The organism is Flaviflagellibacter deserti, assembly GCF_042652085.1.
Lineage (GTDB): Bacteria > Pseudomonadota > Alphaproteobacteria > Rhizobiales > Methylopilaceae > Flaviflagellibacter > Flaviflagellibacter deserti.
Map to the genome: position 1 here is coordinate 745,120 of NZ_JBHSJF010000006.1, position 19,310 is coordinate 764,429.

General features: G+C 64.2%; 17 protein-coding genes. 12 read left to right on the top strand and 5 right to left on the bottom strand.

Translation table 11 applies throughout. From position 1 onward, the window contains the following. Positions 1-14 precede the first annotated feature (14 nt). Entirely contained in the window at positions 15-737 is a 723-nt protein-coding gene (locus tag ACFPFW_RS10620) for an RlmE family RNA methyltransferase (RefSeq protein WP_114955641.1), read from the bottom strand. Next, complete coding sequence (locus ACFPFW_RS10625) at positions 707-1,810, bottom strand: Ppx/GppA phosphatase family protein (protein ID WP_379770624.1); 1,104 nt, start codon at positions 1,808-1,810, stop codon at positions 707-709. The genes ACFPFW_RS10620 and ACFPFW_RS10625 overlap by 31 nt, the downstream gene beginning before the upstream one ends. Positions 1,811-1,994: 184 nt before the next feature. Here ACFPFW_RS10625 and panB point away from each other — a divergent pair, with 184 nt between their 5' ends. From panB to ACFPFW_RS10645, 4 genes are all read left to right on the top strand, one after another. Further along, on the top strand, positions 1,995-2,825 hold the full coding sequence (panB, locus tag ACFPFW_RS10630; RefSeq protein ID WP_114955639.1) for a 3-methyl-2-oxobutanoate hydroxymethyltransferase: 831 nt from the start codon (positions 1,995-1,997) through the stop codon (positions 2,823-2,825). A gap of 96 nt (positions 2,826-2,921) precedes the next feature. Beyond that, a complete protein-coding gene (gene lipA, locus ACFPFW_RS10635) occupies positions 2,922-3,890 on the top strand; it encodes a lipoyl synthase (RefSeq protein ID WP_114955638.1) in 969 nt (322 codons plus the stop codon). A gap of 4 nt (positions 3,891-3,894) precedes the next feature. Beyond that, entirely contained in the window at positions 3,895-4,383 is a 489-nt protein-coding gene (locus ACFPFW_RS10640; protein WP_114955637.1) for a type II toxin-antitoxin system RatA family toxin, read from the top strand. A 28-nt stretch (positions 4,384-4,411) separates the two neighbouring features. Next, the gene (locus ACFPFW_RS10645; protein WP_114955636.1) at positions 4,412-6,676 is read left to right on the top strand and encodes a fused MFS/spermidine synthase; all 2,265 of its coding nucleotides are present in this window, start codon (positions 4,412-4,414) and stop codon (positions 6,674-6,676) included. Here the strand turns inward: ACFPFW_RS10645 and ACFPFW_RS10650 are convergent. Both ACFPFW_RS10650 and ACFPFW_RS10655 read right to left on the bottom strand, forming a co-directional pair. Beyond that, on the bottom strand, positions 6,673-7,197 hold the full coding sequence (locus tag ACFPFW_RS10650) for a CinA family protein (protein WP_379770629.1): 525 nt from the start codon (positions 7,195-7,197) through the stop codon (positions 6,673-6,675). The two genes, ACFPFW_RS10645 and ACFPFW_RS10650, sit on opposite strands and share 4 nt — an antisense overlap. A gap of 2 nt (positions 7,198-7,199) precedes the next feature. Then, a complete protein-coding gene (locus ACFPFW_RS10655; RefSeq protein WP_114955635.1) occupies positions 7,200-8,402 on the bottom strand; it encodes a bifunctional 2-C-methyl-D-erythritol 4-phosphate cytidylyltransferase/2-C-methyl-D-erythritol 2,4-cyclodiphosphate synthase in 1,203 nt (400 codons plus the stop codon). 127 nt (positions 8,403-8,529) lie between these two features. Between ACFPFW_RS10655 and dusB the strand changes: the two genes are divergently transcribed. The 8 genes from dusB to hflX all read left to right on the top strand — a co-directional run bounded on the left by dusB (position 8,530) and on the right by hflX (position 18,483). After that, the gene (dusB, locus tag ACFPFW_RS10660; RefSeq protein WP_379770632.1) at positions 8,530-9,558 is read left to right on the top strand and encodes a tRNA dihydrouridine synthase DusB; all 1,029 of its coding nucleotides are present in this window, start codon (positions 8,530-8,532) and stop codon (positions 9,556-9,558) included. 20 nt (positions 9,559-9,578) lie between these two features. After that, positions 9,579-10,685: a two-component system sensor histidine kinase NtrB gene (locus ACFPFW_RS10665; protein WP_114955923.1), complete on the top strand. Its 1,107-nt coding sequence runs from the start codon at positions 9,579-9,581 to the stop codon at positions 10,683-10,685. Positions 10,686-10,688: 3 nt separating this feature from the next. Beyond that, on the top strand, positions 10,689-12,128 hold the full coding sequence (gene ntrC, locus ACFPFW_RS10670) for a nitrogen regulation protein NR(I) (RefSeq protein ID WP_114955633.1): 1,440 nt from the start codon (positions 10,689-10,691) through the stop codon (positions 12,126-12,128). A 114-nt stretch (positions 12,129-12,242) separates the two neighbouring features. Then, complete coding sequence (locus ACFPFW_RS10675; protein WP_379770636.1) at positions 12,243-14,492, top strand: sensor histidine kinase NtrY-like; 2,250 nt, start codon at positions 12,243-12,245, stop codon at positions 14,490-14,492. Then, positions 14,489-15,859 (top strand): nitrogen assimilation response regulator NtrX, encoded by a 1,371-nt coding sequence (ntrX, locus tag ACFPFW_RS10680; RefSeq protein ID WP_114955632.1) that lies wholly within the window; start codon positions 14,489-14,491, stop codon positions 15,857-15,859. The genes ACFPFW_RS10675 and ntrX overlap by 4 nt, the downstream gene beginning before the upstream one ends. Positions 15,860-15,906: 47 nt before the next feature. Further along, positions 15,907-16,770, top strand: coding sequence for a D-amino-acid transaminase (locus ACFPFW_RS10685; protein WP_114955631.1), 864 nt, complete (start codon positions 15,907-15,909; stop codon positions 16,768-16,770). Between the two features lie 112 nt (positions 16,771-16,882). After that, on the top strand, positions 16,883-17,131 hold the full coding sequence (gene hfq, locus ACFPFW_RS10690) for an RNA chaperone Hfq (protein WP_114955630.1): 249 nt from the start codon (positions 16,883-16,885) through the stop codon (positions 17,129-17,131). After that, the gene (gene hflX, locus ACFPFW_RS10695) at positions 17,128-18,483 is read left to right on the top strand and encodes a GTPase HflX (protein ID WP_114955629.1); all 1,356 of its coding nucleotides are present in this window, start codon (positions 17,128-17,130) and stop codon (positions 18,481-18,483) included. The genes hfq and hflX overlap by 4 nt, the downstream gene beginning before the upstream one ends. Here hflX and mazG read toward each other — a convergent pair. Further along, positions 18,480-19,304, bottom strand: coding sequence for a nucleoside triphosphate pyrophosphohydrolase (gene mazG / locus ACFPFW_RS10700; RefSeq protein ID WP_114955628.1), 825 nt, complete (start codon positions 19,302-19,304; stop codon positions 18,480-18,482). The genes hflX and mazG overlap by 4 nt on opposite strands. Positions 19,305-19,310 lie beyond the last annotated feature (6 nt).

Here is a 19,310-nt window from a genome sequence, read left to right on the forward strand (position 1 = left end):
GGGACGCGACGCGCCTAGTTCGTTCCGCGAAAGCCTGTAGCCAGGACATAAAGCTCCGACGAGCCCTGGCGGCTCGCCGGCGGCTTGACGTGCTTGACGGTCTGATAGTCGCGCTTCAACTGCGCCAATAGCTCACCCTCTGTGCCGCCCTGAAGCACCTTCGCGAGGAACTTCCCGCCTGGTGAGAGAACCTCGCGGGCAAAATCCATGGCTATCTCGACGAGGCCGAGCGTCCGAAGCTTGTCGGTCTGCCGATGGCCCGTTGTGTTCGCCGCCATGTCAGACAGGACGACGTCGGCCTGACCGCCGAGCATTTCCTTGAGAACGTCGGGTGCGCTGGGATCAAGGAAATCGATCTGCGCGAACTCCACGCCGGTGATTGTCGGCATGTCGAGAATGTCGATCGCGACGATCTTGCCTCTGGGGCCGACCTTCTCGGCGGCGAACTGGCTCCATCCGCCGGGCGCCGCGCCGAGATCGACGATCCGGTCGCCGGGTTTCAGCAGGTGATGCTGCTGATCGATCTCGATCAGCTTGTATGCAGCGCGCGACCGATAGCCCTCGCGCTTGGCGCGGGCGACATAGGGGTCGTTGATCTGGCGCTGGAGCCATAGCTGCTGGGATGTGGTGCGGCCACGGGCGGTCTTGAGCCGCTTCGACAGATCGCGCCCGCTGGTGCCGCCAGCGCCGCCGCTTCGTTTTGCCGTCACGCGCTTGCCCTTGAAGAACGGCGCCATACGCCGTCGGCCTGCATCAGCTCGATCAGGATGCCCTCGCGCAAACCCCGATCGGCGACGCGGAGGCGGGCGCAGGGGAAGGCGCGGCGGAAGGCTTCGAGGATGGCGCAGCCGGCGAGCACGAGGTCGGCGCGCTCGCGGCCGATGCACGGATTCGCCACGCGCTCCTCATAAGACATTGCCTTCAGGCGGCCGACCACATCGTTGATCTGCATGTCGGTGAGCCAAAAGCCATCCACGCGGCGGCGGTCATAACGCGGCAGGTCCATATGGACGCCGGCAAGCGTAGTAACGGTCCCGGATGTGCCAAGCATGTGAAGCCGGCTGCAGGCCTTGGTGAGTTCGGCTTTCTGCGGGAAAGCCTCGAGCATCGGTTCGACGTCGCGGACCATGTCCTCGAACACCTCGTCGGTGACGGCCATGCCGCCATGCCGCTCGGCGAGATTCACGACTCCAACCGGAAGCGAAATCCAGGAGCGAATCTTCGGAGCCGATGAGAAGCCGTTATGCTGGCGCTCGATCCAGACGAGCTCGGAAGAGCCGCCGCCAATATCGAACAAAATCACGCCATCCGAGCTCGGATCGGCGAGGGGAGAGCAGCCAACCGCGGCAAGGCGCGCTTCGGTGGCCCGGTCGATGATTTCGAGGTCGAGGCCGGTCTCCTCGCGGACCAGGGTGCTGAATTCCTCGCCGTTCTCCGCGCTACGGCAGGCCTCGGTCGCGATCAGGCGAGCGCGATGGACGCCGCGCGCCTGGATCTTGTCGCGGCAGATCTTGAGTGCATCCACGGCGCGGCTGATGGCCTCCGACGAGAGGCGACCGGAGCCGCCGAGGCCTTCCCCGAGGCGGACGATGCGCGAAAACGCATCGACTACACGAAAGCCGTCCCAGATCGGCCGGGCGATCAGGAGGCGGCAATTATTGGTGCCGAGGTCGAGCGCCGCGTAAAGATTGTGACGGCGGTCGGTCGAGCGATCCGACCAGCCGCCATTCATCCTGGGCGCAGGCGCGGGCATGGCGTCAGGCACCTGCCCAGCCGCCATCTGATGCGGGGCACGATTGGTCAACCGCATATCCTTCGGGATGCGACACAACCTTTCGGCGCGCACAAGCATCCAACGCGTTTAGTTGACGAAAGTGTAGCACGTTTGCAGGAAGCGCAAAGTGCAGGGCGCTTGCACATTTCGTTGGCAGGTACGATGTGATGATCGCCTGAACGAAATGCCAGGGCATTTGCCTTCGGGCAGAGAGGTTCCGATGTCGGTTCAAGCCACTATCCGTCGTATCACCGCTCCCGAAATCCGCGCTCGCAAGGGCGGCGAGCCGATCGTCACCCTGACGGCCTATCACGCGCATACCGCGTCGGTGGCCGACGATCTCGTCGAGCTGCTCCTCGTGGGCGATTCGCTCGGCATGGTGATGCACGGTCTCGAGACGACCGTGCCCGTCACGCTCGAAATGATGATCCTGCAGGGCCAGGCGGTCGTCCGCGGCTCGAAACGGGCTCTCGTCGTCGTCGACATGCCGTTCGGCAGCTATGAGGCGAGCCCGGCGGAGGCCTTCAAGTCCTGCACTCGCGTGCTGAAGGAGACCGGCGCCGGAGCGGTGAAGCTGGAGGGCGGTGTCCGCATGGCCGAAACGATCCGCTTCCTGACTGATCGCGGCGTGCCGGTAATGGCCCATATCGGGCTGACGCCTCAGTCGGTGCTGACGCTTGGCGGCTTCAAGGCCCAGGGCCGCGACGAGAAGGACTGGGAGCCGATCCTCGCCGATGCCCGAGCGGTCGACGAGGCCGGCGCGTTCTCGATCGTGGTCGAGGGCGTCGCGGAGCCGCTCGGCAAGAAGATCACCGAGATCACCAAGGCTCCGACCATCGGCATCGGTGCGTCCGCCGCCTGCGACGGCCAGATCCTGGTCATGGAGGACATGCTTGGGTTGACCGAGCGCGTGCCGAAATTCGTCAAGAAATACGGCTCGCTCCGCGACCATATCCGCGGCGCGATCGAGGGTTACGCCTCGGAAGTGCGGGCGCGCAGCTTCCCGGCGCCCGAGCATACCTATGCGATGAAGAAAATCGCGGCGGAATAAGCCTCGTTACTTGGTGATGACAGGGTTGCGCCTTCGCATTTTGTGACGACGCAACCGTCCTATAGTATCTGTCCGCGTCACCATGTCAGGAACCGGATGACCGTCGTTCTCGATCTCACCAAGAATCCGCGGCCCGCATTGCGCCATCCCGAAAAGGCGCACCGGCCCGACACCGAGGTTCTGAAGAAGCCGGACTGGATTCGTGTGCGCGCGCCGGGTTCACCGGTCTATCGCGAGACGCAGGACATCGTCCGCGAGAACAAGCTCGTCACCGTGTGCGAGGAGGCCGGCTGCCCCAATATCGGCGAGTGCTGGTCGAAGAAGCACGCGACCTTCATGATCCTGGGCGACACCTGCACGCGAGCCTGCGCCTTCTGCAATGTCCGCACCGGCCTGCCGACGCCGGGCGTCGACGCCGACGAACCGCGCCGCGTGGCGGATGCCGTCGCCAAGCTCTCGCTGCACCATGTCGTCATCACCTCGGTCGACCGCGACGATCTCGATGATGGCGGGGCGCAGCATTTCGCCAATGTCATCCGCGCCATTCGCGAGGTTAGCCCGCAGACGACGATCGAGGTCCTGACCCCGGATTTCCTGCGCAAGCCCGGCGCGCTCGAAGTGGTGGTCGAAGCCAAGCCCGACGTCTTCAATCACAACCTCGAAACAGTGCCGTCGCTCTACCTGACGGTCCGTCCGGGCGCGCGCTACTTCCATTCGATGCGGCTGCTGCAGCGGGTGAAGGAACTCGATCCGACCATGTTCACCAAGTCCGGCATCATGGTCGGCCTCGGCGAGGAGCGGAACGAGGTGCTGCAACTGATGGACGACCTCCGCTCGGCCGACGTGGATTTCCTGACCATCGGCCAGTATCTCCAGCCGACCCGCAAGCATCATGCGGTTGCCCGCTTCGTCGAGCCGGCGGAGTTCAAGGGCTTCGAGACGGTCGCGCTCAGCAAAGGCTTCCTGATGGTCTCGGCCAGCCCGTTGACCCGCTCGTCCCACCACGCCGGCGAGGATTTCGCCCGCCTGAAAGCGGCCCGCGCCGCCCGCGCGACGGTCGAATAGCTTTATGCCGCAGCACCATACGACCAAGCGCGTCCATCATTCGGCGCAGCAGATGTACGATCTTGTCGGGGACGTCGAGAACTATCCGCACTTCGTACCGCTCTGCGAGAGCCTGCGGGTCCGGAAGCGCGAGCAGCGCGACGGCAAGACGGTGATCATCGCCGATATGACGGTCGCCTATTCGTTGATCCGGGATACCTTCACGAGCCGGGTCACGATGAACCCGGCCGATCTGACGATCAGGGTCGAATATGTTACGGGTCCGTTCCGATCCCTGATGAACCGGTGGTCTTTCAAACCCATCGACGAGACTGCCAGCGAGGTCGATTTCTTCATCGCCTGGGAGATGAAGAGCCGGACCTTCGCGATGGTCGCGGGCGCGGTTTTCGAGCGTGCATTCAGGCGGTTCGCCGAGGCCTTCGAGGCTCGCGCGAACCATGTTTACAAGCCCGCTCATTTGACAGAGGCTCCGCAGCCATCGAGAGGCGGATAAGGAACAAGACGCCTCCCTGGGAGGCGTAATGAGCGTTGCGGAAGCGTCGACCGCTGAGTCGGCGAGGGGGCGCGGAGCCCTGTTTGTATTCGGCGGCGCTCTCTTTCTGTCCGCCACGCTGCTGTTCGCCGTTCAGCCCATGTTCGCCAAGATGGTGCTGCCGCGCCTCGGTGGCGCTCCCGGCGTCTGGTCGGTTGCCCTCGTCTTCTTCCAGGGCGTCCTGCTCGCGGGCTACGCCTATGCCCATCTCCTGATCCGCTTCGCTGGCGCGAGGGCAGGGGTGCTCATCCACATCGTGGTGCTGGCCCTGGGCGCCGTATTTCTGCCGCTCGCGCTCGCCTCGGGCTGGGGACATCCGCCCGCCAGTGGCCAGATGTTCTGGCTGCTGGGCCTGTTCGGCATTTCGGTTGGAATGCCGTTCTTCGCGTTGTCAGCCAATGCCCCGCTCTTGCAGGCGTGGTTCGCCCGGACGGGCGAGGAGGGCTCTCGCGATCCCTACTTCCTCTACGGCGCGTCCAATCTCGGCAGCTTCATCGCATTGATCGGCTATCCGCTGGTGATGGAACCCTGGCTACGGTTGGGGACGCAATCGCTCCTCTGGTCCGTCGGCTATGCTACCGCTGGTCTTTTGATTGCAGCCTTGGGGATGTGGTCGAGCGGTCGCTCCGCGACCTTGCCCCAGGTCTCTGTGTTAGCCGATGTACCGATCACCATGGCTCGGCGCCTGCAATGGATATTGCTCGCCTTCATCCCGTCAGCGCTGCTCGTCGCGGTGACGGCGCATATTTCCACCGACATCGCGGCCGCACCATTTCTCTGGGTGGTTCCGCTCGCGCTGTTCCTGCTGACATTTGTCGTCGTCTTCCGTGACCGGCCGCTGGTCCCGGCGAGGTTCCTTGCCGTCGCAATGCCGGTCCTCGTTGCCATAGTCGCCTGCGACTGGCAGGCCCGCTTCCTGCCTATGGAATGGACGCTGGCGCTGCACCTGGTGACGTTCTTCGTCGTCGCGCTGACCGCGCATACGAAGCTGTACGCAGCACGTCCACCGGCCTCGCGACTGACCGAATTCTATCTCTGCATGTCTTTCGGCGGCGTGCTCGGCGGCGCGTTCACGGGACTGGTCGCGCCTTACATTTTCCCGACGATCCTCGAATATCCGCTGCTGCTGGTGATGGCATTCGGGCTGTTCGTTTCGCCCAAGAAGATCGGGCGCAAGCAGTTACGCGTGGCCCTTGCGATTGCGGTTCTTGCGCTGGTCGCGGCGCAATTCGCGTGGTCCTTCGATATCTCGATCCCGGTCGATTATTCGACCCGCTGGGATATTGTCGTCTTTCTCGTGATCGGCTTCGCACTCGCCATCGTCTGGTTCGCTCCGCTCGTCTCCGTCGCCGTGTTCGCAACGGCGCTGCTCGTGGGCGGGCTGTTGTCATCGCACCCGGACCAGGTGCTGCTGACCCGGAGCTTTTTCGGCGTTCACAAGGCCGTGGACTTCCGCGACGGCAGTTTCCGGCTGCTCTACAACGGCACCACCCTTCATGGCGCGATCGGACTCGACAAGGGCCAGCCGGGATCCGGTTGGCCGGAGCCGTTGACCTACTACTACCTCGGCGGTCCCATGGCGGAAGCGATCCGTTCGGTGCGCGATGCGAACGACGGCTTCAAGCTCTCGCCGGTCGGCATCGTCGGCCTCGGTGCCGGCTCGTTGTCCTGCTACCGCGAGGAGGGGGAGGATTGGCGCTTCTATGAGATAGACGCCGACATCGTCCGTATCGCCAAGGACAGCGGTCTGTTCCGGTTCATCCCGGCCTGTGCTCCGAACTCGAAAATCCTTCTGGGCGATGCGCGCATTACGCTGCAGGACGACGACACGAAGCATGAACTTCTTCTGATCGACGCCTTCTCGTCGGACGCCATCCCAATCCATCTGCTGACGCGCGAGGCGGTCGAGCTCTATTTCGATCGCCTGACGCCGCGCGGCGTACTTGTGCTCCACATTTCCAACCGGCATCTGGATCTGCTGCCGGTCGTCGGAGCTATCGCAGATGACCTCGGTCTCGTCGGCTGGTGGAAGCAGGACGTGCTGACCGATGAAGAGACGTTGAACATGGCTGCGCGTTCACTGGTTGTCGTGCTGGCCCGCAACGAGGAAGCCTTCGGCGCTCTACCCTCGCTCGATCTCTGGGAGAGGCTGCAGCCGACGCAGGTGGCAGCCTGGACGGACGATTATTCCGACATTCTCGGCGCGCTCATCCGCCGCTGGAGAAATGGCCAGCAGGCTCCCGTCACGAACTAACGGGCGTCGGCGATTTCGATCAGGAGGGCGAGTGCCTCCATCGCCGAGTTTCGACGGACCAGAGCACGGCCGATATCGCCATAGCGCTTCTCGCGATGGATCACCGGGCCGTCACGACGAGCAGCGGCAAAGTGGACGAGGCCAACCGGCTTGCCGGGAGTCGCACCCCCTGGACCGGCGATGCCGGTGATGGCGACCGCCAGATCCGCGCTTACCGAAGCGCGAAGCGCTCCCTCGGCCATTGCGCGGGCGACAGGCTCGCTGACAGCGCCGTGCGCTTCCAGCATGTCGTTCGGAACGCCCAGTGACTTGCACTTCGCCTCGTTCGAATAGGTGACGAAGCCGCCCTCGACGACCGATGACGAACCGGCGATGTCCGTCAGGGCCGCCGCGACGAGTCCCCCGGTACAGGATTCGGCGGTCACGACCGTCAGTCCGCGCTCATCGCCGAGCCTCAGCACCGCAGCGGCGGCCTCGATCAGCGCCCGGTCCAGGCGGGTGATGTCGAGGTCGTCGGACACGATCAGACCGGCAGCCGGACGGTCGCCGTCGCGACGGCGCAGAGACCCTCGCGGCGGCCGATGAAGCCTCGGCCTTCCATGGTCGTCGCCTTGATGCCGACGCGGTCCTCGGTGATGCCGAGCGTCTCGGCGATCACCTTCTTGATCGTCGCGCGATGCGGGCCGACCTTCGGCGCCTCGCTGAGGACGGCGATGTCGACATTGGCGATGATGCCGCCGCGCTCCTTCACCTTGCCGGCGGCGAAGGCCAGGAAGGTCACCGAAGCCGCGCCCTTCCATTGCGGGTCGGACGGCGGGAAGTGCTGGCCGATATCGCCTTCGCCGATCGCACCGAAGATCGCGTCGGTCAGCGCGTGAAGAGCGACGTCAGCGTCGGAATGGCCGAGCACGCCGCGATCGTGCGGGATCTTCACGCCGCCCAGCCAGACGTGGTCGCCGTCACAGAATTCGTGGACGTCGAAGCCGGTGCCGGTCCGTATGTCGGGCAGCGAGGCGAGGAGGCGCGCTTCAGCGTGACGGAAATCCTCGGGCGTGGTCAGCTTCATATTGAGTGCGTCTCCAGGAAAGACGGTCACATCCAGCCCCGCGAAGGAGGCGACGGCGCCGTCATCAGTGAAATCGTCGCGGCCTTCGCTCGCGGCGCGCTGGTGGGCGGCGTGGATATCGGCGTAGCGAAAACTCTGCGGCGTCTGCACGGCACGCAGCTTCGAGCGGTCCAGTGTCTCGCCACGAATGTCGTTGTCGACGACCGAGACGGTGTCGGTCACCGGGGTACACGGCACTGCCGCGCCTCCTTCCGCTGCTTCGATAGCGCGGTCGATGAGGTCGGCGGCAACGAAGGGGCGCGCGGCGTCATGGATGAGGACGATGTCGGGGGTTTCGCCGGCAAGCGCCTCGAGACCGATGCGAACCGACTCCTGACGTGTCGCTCCACCGAAAACCGGGTCGAGCAGACTGCCTACGAATCCGGCGGCCGACTCGTCGTAGAGATCGCGGTCGTCCCTGTGGATAACGGTCAATACGCAATCCACCCGGGGATGAGAGGTGAAGGCGTCGAGGGTACGCGCCAAAACGGTGCGGCCAGCGACGGGGCGGTATTGCTTGGCGGGTCCCCCCGCTCCGGCGGCGCGCGTTCCGCGACCGGCCGCGACAATCACCGCGGCGACCCGAGGCGTCTTGCCGGCCTGTGGATAACTATGGGACAAACATTCCTCCGGACGAAACCGCAGCTTCTAGCGAAGCCGCCGCAGAATGTCTCGCCTGCGTTTCGTGACTTGCCCGGCGGAGCAGCTTCTGCTTAGGTAATGGGCAACGACAGAGAGCGCCTAAAAATTGGACAGTACAGCGAATGCCGGGCCGGCCAGTCTTCGGATTGGGCCGCTCTCGATCGATAACCAGGTCATACTCGCTCCGATGTCGGGCGTCACCGATATCGTGTTCCGCCGTATTGCGGTTCGCCTCGGTGCGGGGCTCGCGGTGTCCGAAATGGTGGCGTCGGCCGAACTCGCGACGGGTGACGAGGAGGCGCGGCTTCGCGCCGAGGGAGACGGTATGAACGTGCATTCCGTCCAGCTTGCCGGCCGTGAGGCAAAGTGGATGGCAGAGGCCGCTCGCGTGGCCGAGGGATCCGGCGCGCAACTGATCGACATCAATATGGGCTGCCCGGTGAAGAAGGTCACAGGCGGTCATTCAGGTTCTGCGCTGCTCAAGAACCTCGATCATGCGCTGACATTGATCGAAGCCACGGTCGATGCTGTCTCGGTGCCGGTGACCCTGAAAACGCGGCTGGGTTGGGACACGGAGTCGATCGTCGCGCCGGAGCTTGCGCGCCGCGCCGAAGCTGCCGGCATTCGCCTGATCACCATTCACGGTCGCACGCGGCAGCAAATGTATACGGGCACGGCCGATTGGGCCGCCATTCGTGCCGTAAAGGATGCCGTCTCGATCCCCGTCGTCGCCAATGGCGACCTGACCGAATTCGACGATGCCCCGGCTATGCTCAATGAATCCGGAGCGGACGCCGTGATGATCGGCCGTGGAGCACAGGGCCGTCCCTGGTTCCCGGGCCAGGTGGCGCGGTTCCTCGAAAACGGCGAGCGCTCCGGCGAGCCCGATCTCGTGCAACAGCACGCGATCGCACGCGAGCACTACGACGGGCTTCTCATGCTTTACGGCAGGGAGGTCGGCACGCGTCATGCCCGCAAGCATCTCGGCTGGTATCTCGACGAGGCAAGCCGGACGTCCGGCATCGAGATCACGCAGGATATCCGCATGGCCGTGATGACCGCACCAACACCTGAAGAGGCGCAGATGGCGCTCGCTTCCGCCTATGACAGCCTTGCCTGGAGGGCTGCAGCGTGAGCGCGCTGGCCGAAGAGCTCATGCAGCAAGTCGGGTTCAGCGAAGCCGATGCCGTTCTCAACGCGCTGCCCAACCCTGTGATTTCGGTCGATGAGAAGGGCAGGCTGACCGGCGCCAACGCCGCCGCCGAGACCTTCTTCCGCATGAGTTCGGCGCTGCTGCGCCGCCAGCCGTTGGCCGATCTGGTTCCGTTCGGCTCGCCGGTTCTGGTGCAGGTCGAACAGGTCCGCACACGTGGCGCGCCGGTCAACGAATATCGGGTCGATCTCGGTACGCCGCGCATCGGCGGCTCCCGCGTGGTCGATATCCATATCGGCGCGCACAGCGAACGTCCGGGCCATGTCGTGGTGATGCTTCAGGAGCGGACCATCGCCGACAAGATGAACCGGCAACTGACCCATCGCGGCGCTGCCCGTTCGGTCACGGCTCTGGCCGCGATGCTGGCGCACGAGATCAAGAATCCGCTGTCGGGTATCCGTGGCGCGGCCCAGCTTCTCGAACAATCGGCGGACGACAACGATCGCGCGTTGACCCGCCTGATCTGTGATGAGACCGATCGTATCGTGAAGCTCGTCGACCGCATGGAGATTTTCTCCGACGAGCGGCCTGTCGAGCGCGAGGCGGTCAATATCCATGTCGTGCTGGAACATGTACGCCGGCTGGCCCAGTCGGGTTTCGCCCGCAATATCAGGATCGTCGAAGACTACGACCCATCGCTGCCGCCGGTGCTGGCGAACCGGGACCAGTTGATCCAGGTCTTCCTCAATCTCGTTAAGAACGCCGCCGAGGCAGCCGGCTCGTCCAACGATGCCGAAATCCAGCTGACCACCGCCTTCCGTCCCGGTGTGCGCCTCAGCGTGCCGGGCAGCCAGACGCGTGTCAGCCTTCCGCTCGAAATCTGCGTCCGCGACAATGGGCCGGGCGTTCAGGAGGATCTCTTGCCACATCTGTTCGACCCGTTCGTCACCACGAAGCCCACGGGCTCGGGTCTCGGGCTTGCGCTGGTCGCCAAGATCATCGGCGACCATGGTGGCATCGTCGAATGCCAGTCGCAGCCGCGTCGCACGACGTTCCGGATCCTGATGCCTATCTTTGCCGGCGGCCGTCCGTCGGAAGCGGAGATCTGAGCCATGGCGCAGGGCAGCATTCTGGTCGCCGACGACGATGCCGCGATCCGCACGGTTCTGAACCAGGCGCTTTCGCGTGCCGGCTATGAGGTCCGCACCGCGGGCAATGCGGCGACGCTCTGGCGCTGGGTGACGCAGGGTGAGGGCGACCTCGTCATCACCGACGTGGTGATGCCGGATGAGAACGCGTTCGATCTGTTGCCTCGTATCAAGCGCTTTCGGCCGGATCTGCCGATCATCGTGATGAGCGCGCAGAACACGTTCATGACCGCCATCCGCGCGTCGGAGCGCGGCGCGTACGAATATCTGCCGAAGCCGTTCGACCTGAAGGAACTGATCGCTATCGTTGGCCGCGCTCTCGTCGAGCCGAAGGCGGCGGCGAACGATGCGGGTCCGGAAGAGGCGGAGAACATTCCGCTCGTCGGCCGTTCGGCGGCGATGCAGGACATCTACCGTGTCCTCGCGCGCCTGATGCAGACCGACCTGACGGTCATGATCAACGGCGAGTCCGGCACGGGCAAGGAACTCGTCGCCCGTGCGCTGCATGATTACGGCAAGCGTCGTGCGGGCCCGTTCGTCGCCATCAACATGGCGGCGATCCCGCGCGACCTGATCGAATCCGAACTGTTCGGGCACGAGAAAGGCGCCTTCACCGGCGCTCAGGCGCGCTCGACCGGCCGCTTCGAGCAGGCCGAGGGTGGCACGCTGTTCCTCGACGAAATCGGCGACATGCCGATGGAGGCGCAGACGCGTCTGCTTCGCGTCCTCCAGCAGGGCGAATATACGACGGTCGGCGGCCGCACGCCGATCAAGACCAATGTTCGCATCGTCGCCGCGACGAACAAGGACCTCAAGATCCTGATCCAGCAGGGTCTTTTCCGCGAGGATCTGTTCTTCCGTCTGAACGTGGTGCCGATCCGCCTGCCGCCGCTGCGGGAGCGGGCCGAGGACGTGCCTGACCTCGTCCGCCACTTCTTCGCCATGGCCGAGCGCGAAGGATTGCCGCACAAGCAGATCGATGTCGGCGCACTCGACCGGATGAAGCGTTATCGCTGGCCGGGCAATGTGCGCGAGCTGGAAAACCTGATCCGGCGTCTCGCTGCGCTCTATCCGCAGGACGTCATCACGGCGAACATCGTCGATGTCGAGCTGTCGGAGCCCGCGATTGCGCCTGCATCCGACGAGCCCGCGGTTCCAGACCAGATGGGCGCGGCGGTCGAGCGGTTCCTGTCATCCTATTTCGCGGAGTTTGGCGATGCTCTGCCTCCTCCGGGTCTCTATCACCGGGTGCTTCGCGAGATCGAGCAGCCGCTTCTCGGGGCTGCTTTGGTCGCCACCCGCGGCAATCAGATTCGCGCGGCGGAGCTGCTCGGGTTGAACCGGAATACGCTTCGCAAGAAAATTCGCGACCTTGACCTCCGGGTCATTCGAAACGGTCGTTGATCACTCATAAAATGTGACTGGCGTGCCCAGAAGTTGTCGCATTTGGACAACAGTGTCACGCCGTTGCATCACCCTGGAAGTGTGATATCCGGGGGTTCCATCTAGGGTAGGACTTTGACAGTTGACGCTGTAGCAGTGCGCTCGGACGATCCCGACGCGGTTCGCGACCCTACGCCGGGTCCAAGCCGTTTCGGCGCCGTCGCGCTTGTCTTGACGCTACTGTCGACCCTCGCGACCTTCCTCGTTCTCGCCGGTCTTACCCCAGTCACACCGACGCATGCGATCGTCGTCACCACGCTCTGCGTGAACATCGCCTGCGGTCTGGTGATGCTTGGAATCATCGGTTGGCAGGCGAGGGCACTGATCCTTGCCCGCCGCCGGAAATATGCCGGCGCGCAGCTCCACCAGCAGGTGGTGTTACTGTTCGGCATCGTCGCCATCACGCCCGCGCTGATCCTGGCGGCGGTTGCGGTGATCACGCTCGATCGCGGCCTCGACCAGTGGTTCTCGACCCGCGCGCGCAGCATCGTCGATAACGCTCTCGTTGTGTCCCGCGCCTACCTGCAGGAGCAGGCGCGTACGATCCGCGGCGAAATCCTCGCGATGGCTAACGACCTCAACCGTGCCCGGCCGCTCTATGACAATGAGCGCGAACGGTTCAAGGACCTCGTCACGGTCCAGTCGACCATTCGTGGCATGCAGGCAACCTATATTCTGAAGCGCGACCTCACCGTCGTGGAGCGCGCGGCGAACGACGGCGGCCGGCCGGTGCCCATGCCGCCCGCGAGCGCATTCGATCAGGCGACCGAGACGGAGCCGGCGATCCTGTCGCCAGGCAGCCAGAGCCTCATGGGCGCCGTCTTCAAACTGGCGGGCTACGACGACCTCTGGCTTTTCGCGGTGCGCGCCGTCGATCCGAAGGCGACGCAATATCTCCGGATGACCGAGGCTGCCGCCGCGGAATATGTCGCGCTCGAGCAGCGGCGCTTCGGTGTGCAGGTCGCGTTCGGCCTGATGTATTTCGTTGTCGGCCTGACGCTGCTATTGGCGGCGATCTGGCTGGGTCTTGCCTTTGCGAACCGCCTCGTCTCGCCGATCAGCCGTCTCATTGCGGCGGCGGAGCAGGTCTCCAACGGCAATCTGTACGTCCAGGTGCCGACCGGAAAGAAGGAAGGCGAGCTTGGCGGCCTGCCGGGCACGTTCAACCGGATGACGGCGCAGCTTCGCACACAGCGGAACGCATTGCTGGAAGCCAGTGAGCAGATCGACGAGCGCCGCCGCTTCACCGAGGCCGTGCTGTCGAGCGTCACCGCCGGCGTGATGGGCATTACCGGCGACGGCCGGATAACGCTGGTCAATCGCGCGGCCGAACTCATTCTCGGCAGCGCCGAGGCGGAGCTTCTGCATCGGCCGATCAATGAGGCGGCTCCCGAGTTCTCGGAACTGTTCAATGAGGCACTCCAAGGGCGTTCGCGGCTGGTGCACGGCACGATCATGCTGGTGCGCGCCGGCAAGGAACGGACGGTGAATGCCCGCATCACCAGCGAGCAGACGGCCGATCCAGAACACGGTTATGTCGTGACGCTCGACGATATCTCCGAACTTGTCGCGGCGCAGCGGACCTCGGCCTGGGCTGACGTCGCGCGCCGCATCGCCCACGAGATCAAGAACCCGCTAACGCCGATCCAGCTTTCAGCGGAGCGAATCCGTCGCAAATACGGAAAACACATCACCGAGGATCGGGAGGTCTTCGACCAGTGCACCGATACGATCGTCCGGCAGGTTGACGACATCAAACGCATGGTCGACGAGTTCTCGTCGTTCGCACGCATGCCGAAGCCGGTCATCGAGCCGGACGACATCACCGAGAGCGTTCGTCAGGTCGTTCTGATGATGCGCGTCGGAAATCCTGAGATTACCATTGACCTCAACGCGCCGGGTACGCGCGTTATGGGGTTGTTCGACCGGCGGCTGATGTCGCAGGCCGTGCAGAACATCGTGAAGAACGCGGCGGAATCCATCGCCGCGGTGCCGGAGGAGGAGCGCGGTGAGGGCCGCATCTCCGTCGACGTGCACGAGAGCGGAGGCAAGATCATTATCGACGTGACCGACAACGGTGTCGGTCTGCCGGCTGAAAATCGCAGCCGGCTTCTGGAGCCGTACATGACGACGCGCGAGAAGGGGACCGGTTTGGGTCTCGCGATAGTGACCAAAATACTGGAGGAGCACGGAGGCGGCATCGATCTGAACGATGCACCATCCGTCGCAACTGGCGGGCGGGGCGCCCGCGTAAGCCTCTGGTTTCCTTCCGCGCCGCCGAACCCGGTGGTCGACTCCAACCTTGAAGCAGGTATTGAGGCATGAGCGCCGACATTCTTATCGTCGACGACGAAGCGGACATCCGCGACCTTGTCGCGGGCATCCTTCAGGACGAAGGGTACAAGACCCGCACCGCACGCAACAGCGACCTCGCGATCGCCGCCGTCGAAGAACGGCGACCGCATCTGATCTTCCTGGACATCTGGCTGCAGGGCTCGAAGCTCGACGGCATGCAGATCCTCGACGTGATCAAGCAGCACAATCCCGATGTTCCCGTCGTGATGATTTCAGGTCATGGCAACATCGAAACCGCCGTCGCCGCAATCAAGAAGGGCGCCTACGACTTCATCGAGAAGCCGTTCAAGGCCGACCGGCTTGTGCTGGTCGCCAGCCGCGCGCTCGAAGCCTCGCGGATGAAGCGTGAGCTGCGCGAACTCCGGCAGCAGTCGAACCACCCGTCGGGACTGATCGGCCGTTCGAGCGTGATGAACCAGTTGCGCGCCACGATCGAACGTGTCGCGCCGACCAATAGCCGCGTGCTGATCACCGGTGCGCCCGGCTGCGGCAAGGAACTGGTCGCCCGGTCGCTGCATGCCCAGTCGCAGCGTTCGAACGGCCCGTTCGTCGCGGTCAACGCGGCCGCCATCACGCCGGAGAACATGGAAGTCGCGTTGTTCGGTGTTGAATCCGACGGCAATGGCCGTCAGCGGCAGGTCGGCGCGCTTGAGGAGGCGCATGGCGGGACGCTGTTCATCGACGAAGTGGCGGAGATGCCGCGCGAGACGCAGAGCAAGATCCTGCGTGTTCTCGTCGATCAGAACTTCACCCGCGTCGGCGGCTCAAACCGCGTTAGCGTCGATGTCCGCATCATCGCCTCGACCGGCCGCGACCTTCCGAGTGAGATCTCCGCCGGCCGCTTTCGGGAAGACCTCTTCCATCGTCTTGCGGTCGTTCCGATCCGCGTGCCGGGGTTGGCCGAGCGCCGCGAGGACATTCCGGAGACGATCGAGTACTTCCTCGACCAGATTGCCGGGCAGAGCGGTCTGCCGAAACGCGCCATCGGCGAGGATGCGCTTGCCGTGCTGCAGTCGCACGACTGGCCGGGCAATGTTCGCCAGCTCCGCAACAATATCGAACGTCTGTTGATCCTGGCGGGCGGCGACCCGGAAGCGGTCATCACCGCCAGCATGCTGCCGTCTGAAGTCGGGGCCATGGTGCCGCCGACTCCCAGCGGTGCGGGCGGAGAACAGTTGATGGGCATGGCGCTTCGCGAGGCGCGCGAGGTGTTCGAACGGCAATATCTGCTGGCACAGATCAGCCGTTTCGGCGGCAATATCTCGCGCACGGCGGAGTTCATTGGCATGGAGCGTTCGGCTCTGCACCGCAAGCTCAAGGCGCTGGAAATCAGCTAGCGCCCGACAGCCACCATCGTCCTGCACCGCCCATTCGGAGCCAATCCTTGAGCCGCGTCGTCTACGTCAATGGCCGCTATGTGCCCTATCGCGACGCCAGCGTGCACGTGGAGGATCGCGGCTTTCAGTTCGCCGACGGCGTCTATGAGGTCTGTGAAGTCCGCAATGGACGGATCATCGACGAGAGCCGGCATCTCGCCCGGATGCGACGGTCGCTGAAGGAGCTGTCGATCTCGTTTCCGATGGCCGATGCCGCGCTTCGATTGGTAATGGGCGAGACGCTCCGCCGGAACCGGGTTCGAAACGGTTTGGTCTATCTCCAGGTGACGCGCGGCGCGGCAAAACGGGAGTTCACATTCCCGGACCCGGATGCGGTCGCCCCGACGCTCGTCGTGATCGCCCGCTCGGTCGATCCGGCAATCGGGGAGGCAGTTGCCCAAGCCGGCATCCGTATCGTCTCGGTGCCTGAGAATCGCTGGGCGCGGGTCGACATCAAGACGATCGGGCTCTTGCCCAATGTGCTGGCGAAGATGGCAGCCAAGACCGCGGGCGCCCGCGAAGCCTGGTTCGTCGACCGCGACGGCTTCGTCACCGAAGGAGGATCCAGCAATGCCTGGATCATCGTCGGCGACGCCCTGGTCACGCGCCATGCCGAGCACGGTATCCTGCGCGGCGTGACGCGTACCACATTGCTCGATCTGATCGCCATAGAAGGGCTTCGGTTCGAGGAGAGGCAGTTCACGATCGATGAGGCGAAAACAGCGCGCGAGGCCTTCGTGACATCTGCGACGACAATCCTTACACCAGTCGTTCAGATCGACGACACCCCGGTCGGCGATGGAAAACCAGGTGATATTGTGCTGCGCCTGCGTCAACGTTTTCACGATATTGCCGAATGGCGTTCGTTATAACTTGCGAAGCAAGGGCAGGTTGCTTTCTAATAGACACAGAAAAATTCGGGCAGGAGAGGGGGAAGTGCGTTGCCCCTCAGCCGCATAACGACCCGGGGAGCAAGCAAGAACAATGGCTGACAGAGCCCAGAACCTCCAAGACACTTTCCTCAATTACGTTCGTAAACACAAAGTCCCGCTGACGATTTTCCTTGTGAATGGCGTTAAGCTTCAGGGCGTTGTGACGTGGTTTGACAACTTCTGCGTGTTGCTCCGTCGGGACGGACATTCGCAGCTGGTTTACAAGCACGCGATCTCGACCGTAATGCCGGGTCATCCTATTTCCCTGTTTGAGGGGACGGATGACGAGAAGGCTGATTGACCGAACCGAAGACCAAAGAATCCGCTCCGCTGCAGCCCCAACCTGAAGGGAAGGGTGCAAGCGGGCGGGCAATCGTCATTGTTCCGCATCTCAGGCGGCCGTCGAAGGACGGACCGCTCGACGCCGCGCGCAGTCCCGAGGCACAGCTCGACGAAGCGGTCGGCCTTGCTCTGGCGATTGATCTCGACGTCGTATCTTCCGGTCTTGTCCCGCTCAGCGAGATTCGGCCGGCGACCTTCATCGGCACCGGCAAGGTCGAGGAACTTGCCGGAATCGTTCGTTCGGAAGAGGCGGAACTCGTCGTCGTCGATACGGCTTTATCTCCGGTTCAGCAGCGAAATCTCGAAAGGGCCTGGAACTGCAAAGTCCTGGACCGGACCGGGCTGATCCTCGAAATCTTCGGCCGGCGCGCGCGAACGAAGGAGGGCACGCTCCAGGTCGAGCTCGCCCACCTCAACTGGCAGAAGAGCCGGCTCGTCCGTTCCTGGACCCATCTCGAGCGCCAGCGCGGCGGTTTCGGTTTCCTCGGCGGTCCCGGCGAGACGCAGATCGAGGCGGACCGGCGCGTCATCGGCGAACGTATCCACAAGATCGAGCGCGAGCTCGAACAGGTGCGCCGCACGCGTGGCCTGCACCGTGCGAGCCGCAAGCGCGTGCCGTATCCGATCGTCGCCCTCGTCGGGTATACCAACGCCGGCAAGTCGACCCTGTTCAACCGGCTGACGCGGGCGAAGGTGCTAGCGGCCGACATGCTGTTCGCGACGCTTGACCCGACGCTTCGCTCTATCGAGCTCCCGCACGGTACCAAGATCATCCTGTCCGATACGGTCGGTTTCATCTCGGATCTTCCAACCACTTTGATCGCCGCGTTCCGGGCCACGCTCGAAGAGGTACTGGAAGCCGACGTCATCCTCCATGTTCGCGACGTCTCGCATGGCGATACCGAAGCGCAGGCCGCCGATGTAAAGGCGATCCTGACCGAACTCGGCGTCGACCTGATGAGCCGCCGTCTGATCGAGGTCTGGAACAAGGTCGATGCGCTGGAAAAGGGCGGAGCGGAGCGGTTGCGCGAGATTGTTTCACGGCGCCCCGCCGAGAGCCGCCCGGTGCTGGTTTCGGCGCTGACGGGGGAGGGCATCGAAGCCTTGCTCGACGAGATCGAAACCCGCGTCTCCGCTGGTCGAGCCGAGCTCGAGGTCGCTCTCGACGCGGCCGACGGCGAAGGGTTGCATTGGCTCTACGAGCATACCGAGGTGCTCGACCGCGCCGATCAGGAAGACGGTTCTCTCCGGCTCCGCGTCCGCGTCCCGCCCGACCGGGCGGACGGGATCAGGCGGCGTTTCTCCGCCTAGACCGGCTGGCGCTCGGCGAGCTTCGCCTCATCCCACAGCGCGTCCATCTCGGCGAGCGACGATCCTGCGGTTGTCTTGCCCTCGGCGGCGAGCGCGGCCTCGATGAAGCGGAAGCGCCGCTCGAACTTGGCATTGGCGCGGCGGAGCGCGACTTCCGGATCCGCTTTCATGTGCCGGGCGAGATTGGCGACGGCGAACAGGAGATCACCGATCTCGTCCAACCGCTGCTCGTCGGTCGCATCAGCGCTTAGTGTCTCCTCGACCTCGTCGGCCTCCTCGCGGATCTTCGCCAGCACCATGCGCGCGTCGTTCCAGTCGAAACCGACCGTACCGGCCTTGGCCTGCAGCGCGACGGCACGGGAGAGAGAGGGAAGGGAGGTCTGCACGCCGTCGAGTAGGCCGCCATTGGGTTCGGCCGAACCTCGTTTCGCGGCGCGCTCGGCCTTCTCCTCGGCCTTGATCCTGTCCCAGATCGTCTTGATCTCTTCGGGAGACAGGTGCCGCGTCTCGCCGAAGACGTGCGGGTGGCGACGGATGAGTTTGGTCGTGATCGCCTCGACGACATCCGGGAACGCGAAGGCGCCGGCCTCGTCAGCCATCTGGGCGTGGAAGACGACCTGGAGCAGGAGGTCGCCGAGTTCCTCGCGAAGGTCCGGCATGTCGTTCCTGGCGATCGCGTCGGCGACTTCCGCTGCTTCTTCCAAGGTGTATGGAGCGATGGTCGCGAAGGTCTGCTTGAGGTCCCAAGCGCAGCCGGTTTCCGGGTGGCGCAGCGCGGCCATGATGTCGAGCAGGCCCTTGATGTCGCGGGAAGGAGTCACGTCCGC

Coding starts and splice junctions, on each gene's coding strand:
- ACFPFW_RS10620 (WP_114955641.1), bottom strand. CDS start 737: ATGGCGCCGTTCTTCAAGGGCAAGCGCGTGACGGCAAAACGAAGCGGC.
- ACFPFW_RS10665 (WP_114955923.1), top strand. CDS start 9,579: ATGCAGCAAGTCGGGTTCAGCGAAGCCGATGCCGTTCTCAACGCGCTG.
- ntrC (WP_114955633.1), top strand. CDS start 10,689: ATGGCGCAGGGCAGCATTCTGGTCGCCGACGACGATGCCGCGATCCGC.
- lipA (WP_114955638.1), top strand. CDS start 2,922: ATGACCGTCGTTCTCGATCTCACCAAGAATCCGCGGCCCGCATTGCGC.
- ACFPFW_RS10625 (WP_379770624.1), bottom strand. CDS start 1,810: ATGCGGTTGACCAATCGTGCCCCGCATCAGATGGCGGCTGGGCAGGTG.
- ACFPFW_RS10645 (WP_114955636.1), top strand. CDS start 4,412: ATGAGCGTTGCGGAAGCGTCGACCGCTGAGTCGGCGAGGGGGCGCGGA.
- panB (WP_114955639.1), top strand. CDS start 1,995: ATGTCGGTTCAAGCCACTATCCGTCGTATCACCGCTCCCGAAATCCGC.
- ntrX (WP_114955632.1), top strand. CDS start 14,489: ATGAGCGCCGACATTCTTATCGTCGACGACGAAGCGGACATCCGCGAC.
- hfq (WP_114955630.1), top strand. CDS start 16,883: ATGGCTGACAGAGCCCAGAACCTCCAAGACACTTTCCTCAATTACGTT.
- ACFPFW_RS10640 (WP_114955637.1), top strand. CDS start 3,895: ATGCCGCAGCACCATACGACCAAGCGCGTCCATCATTCGGCGCAGCAG.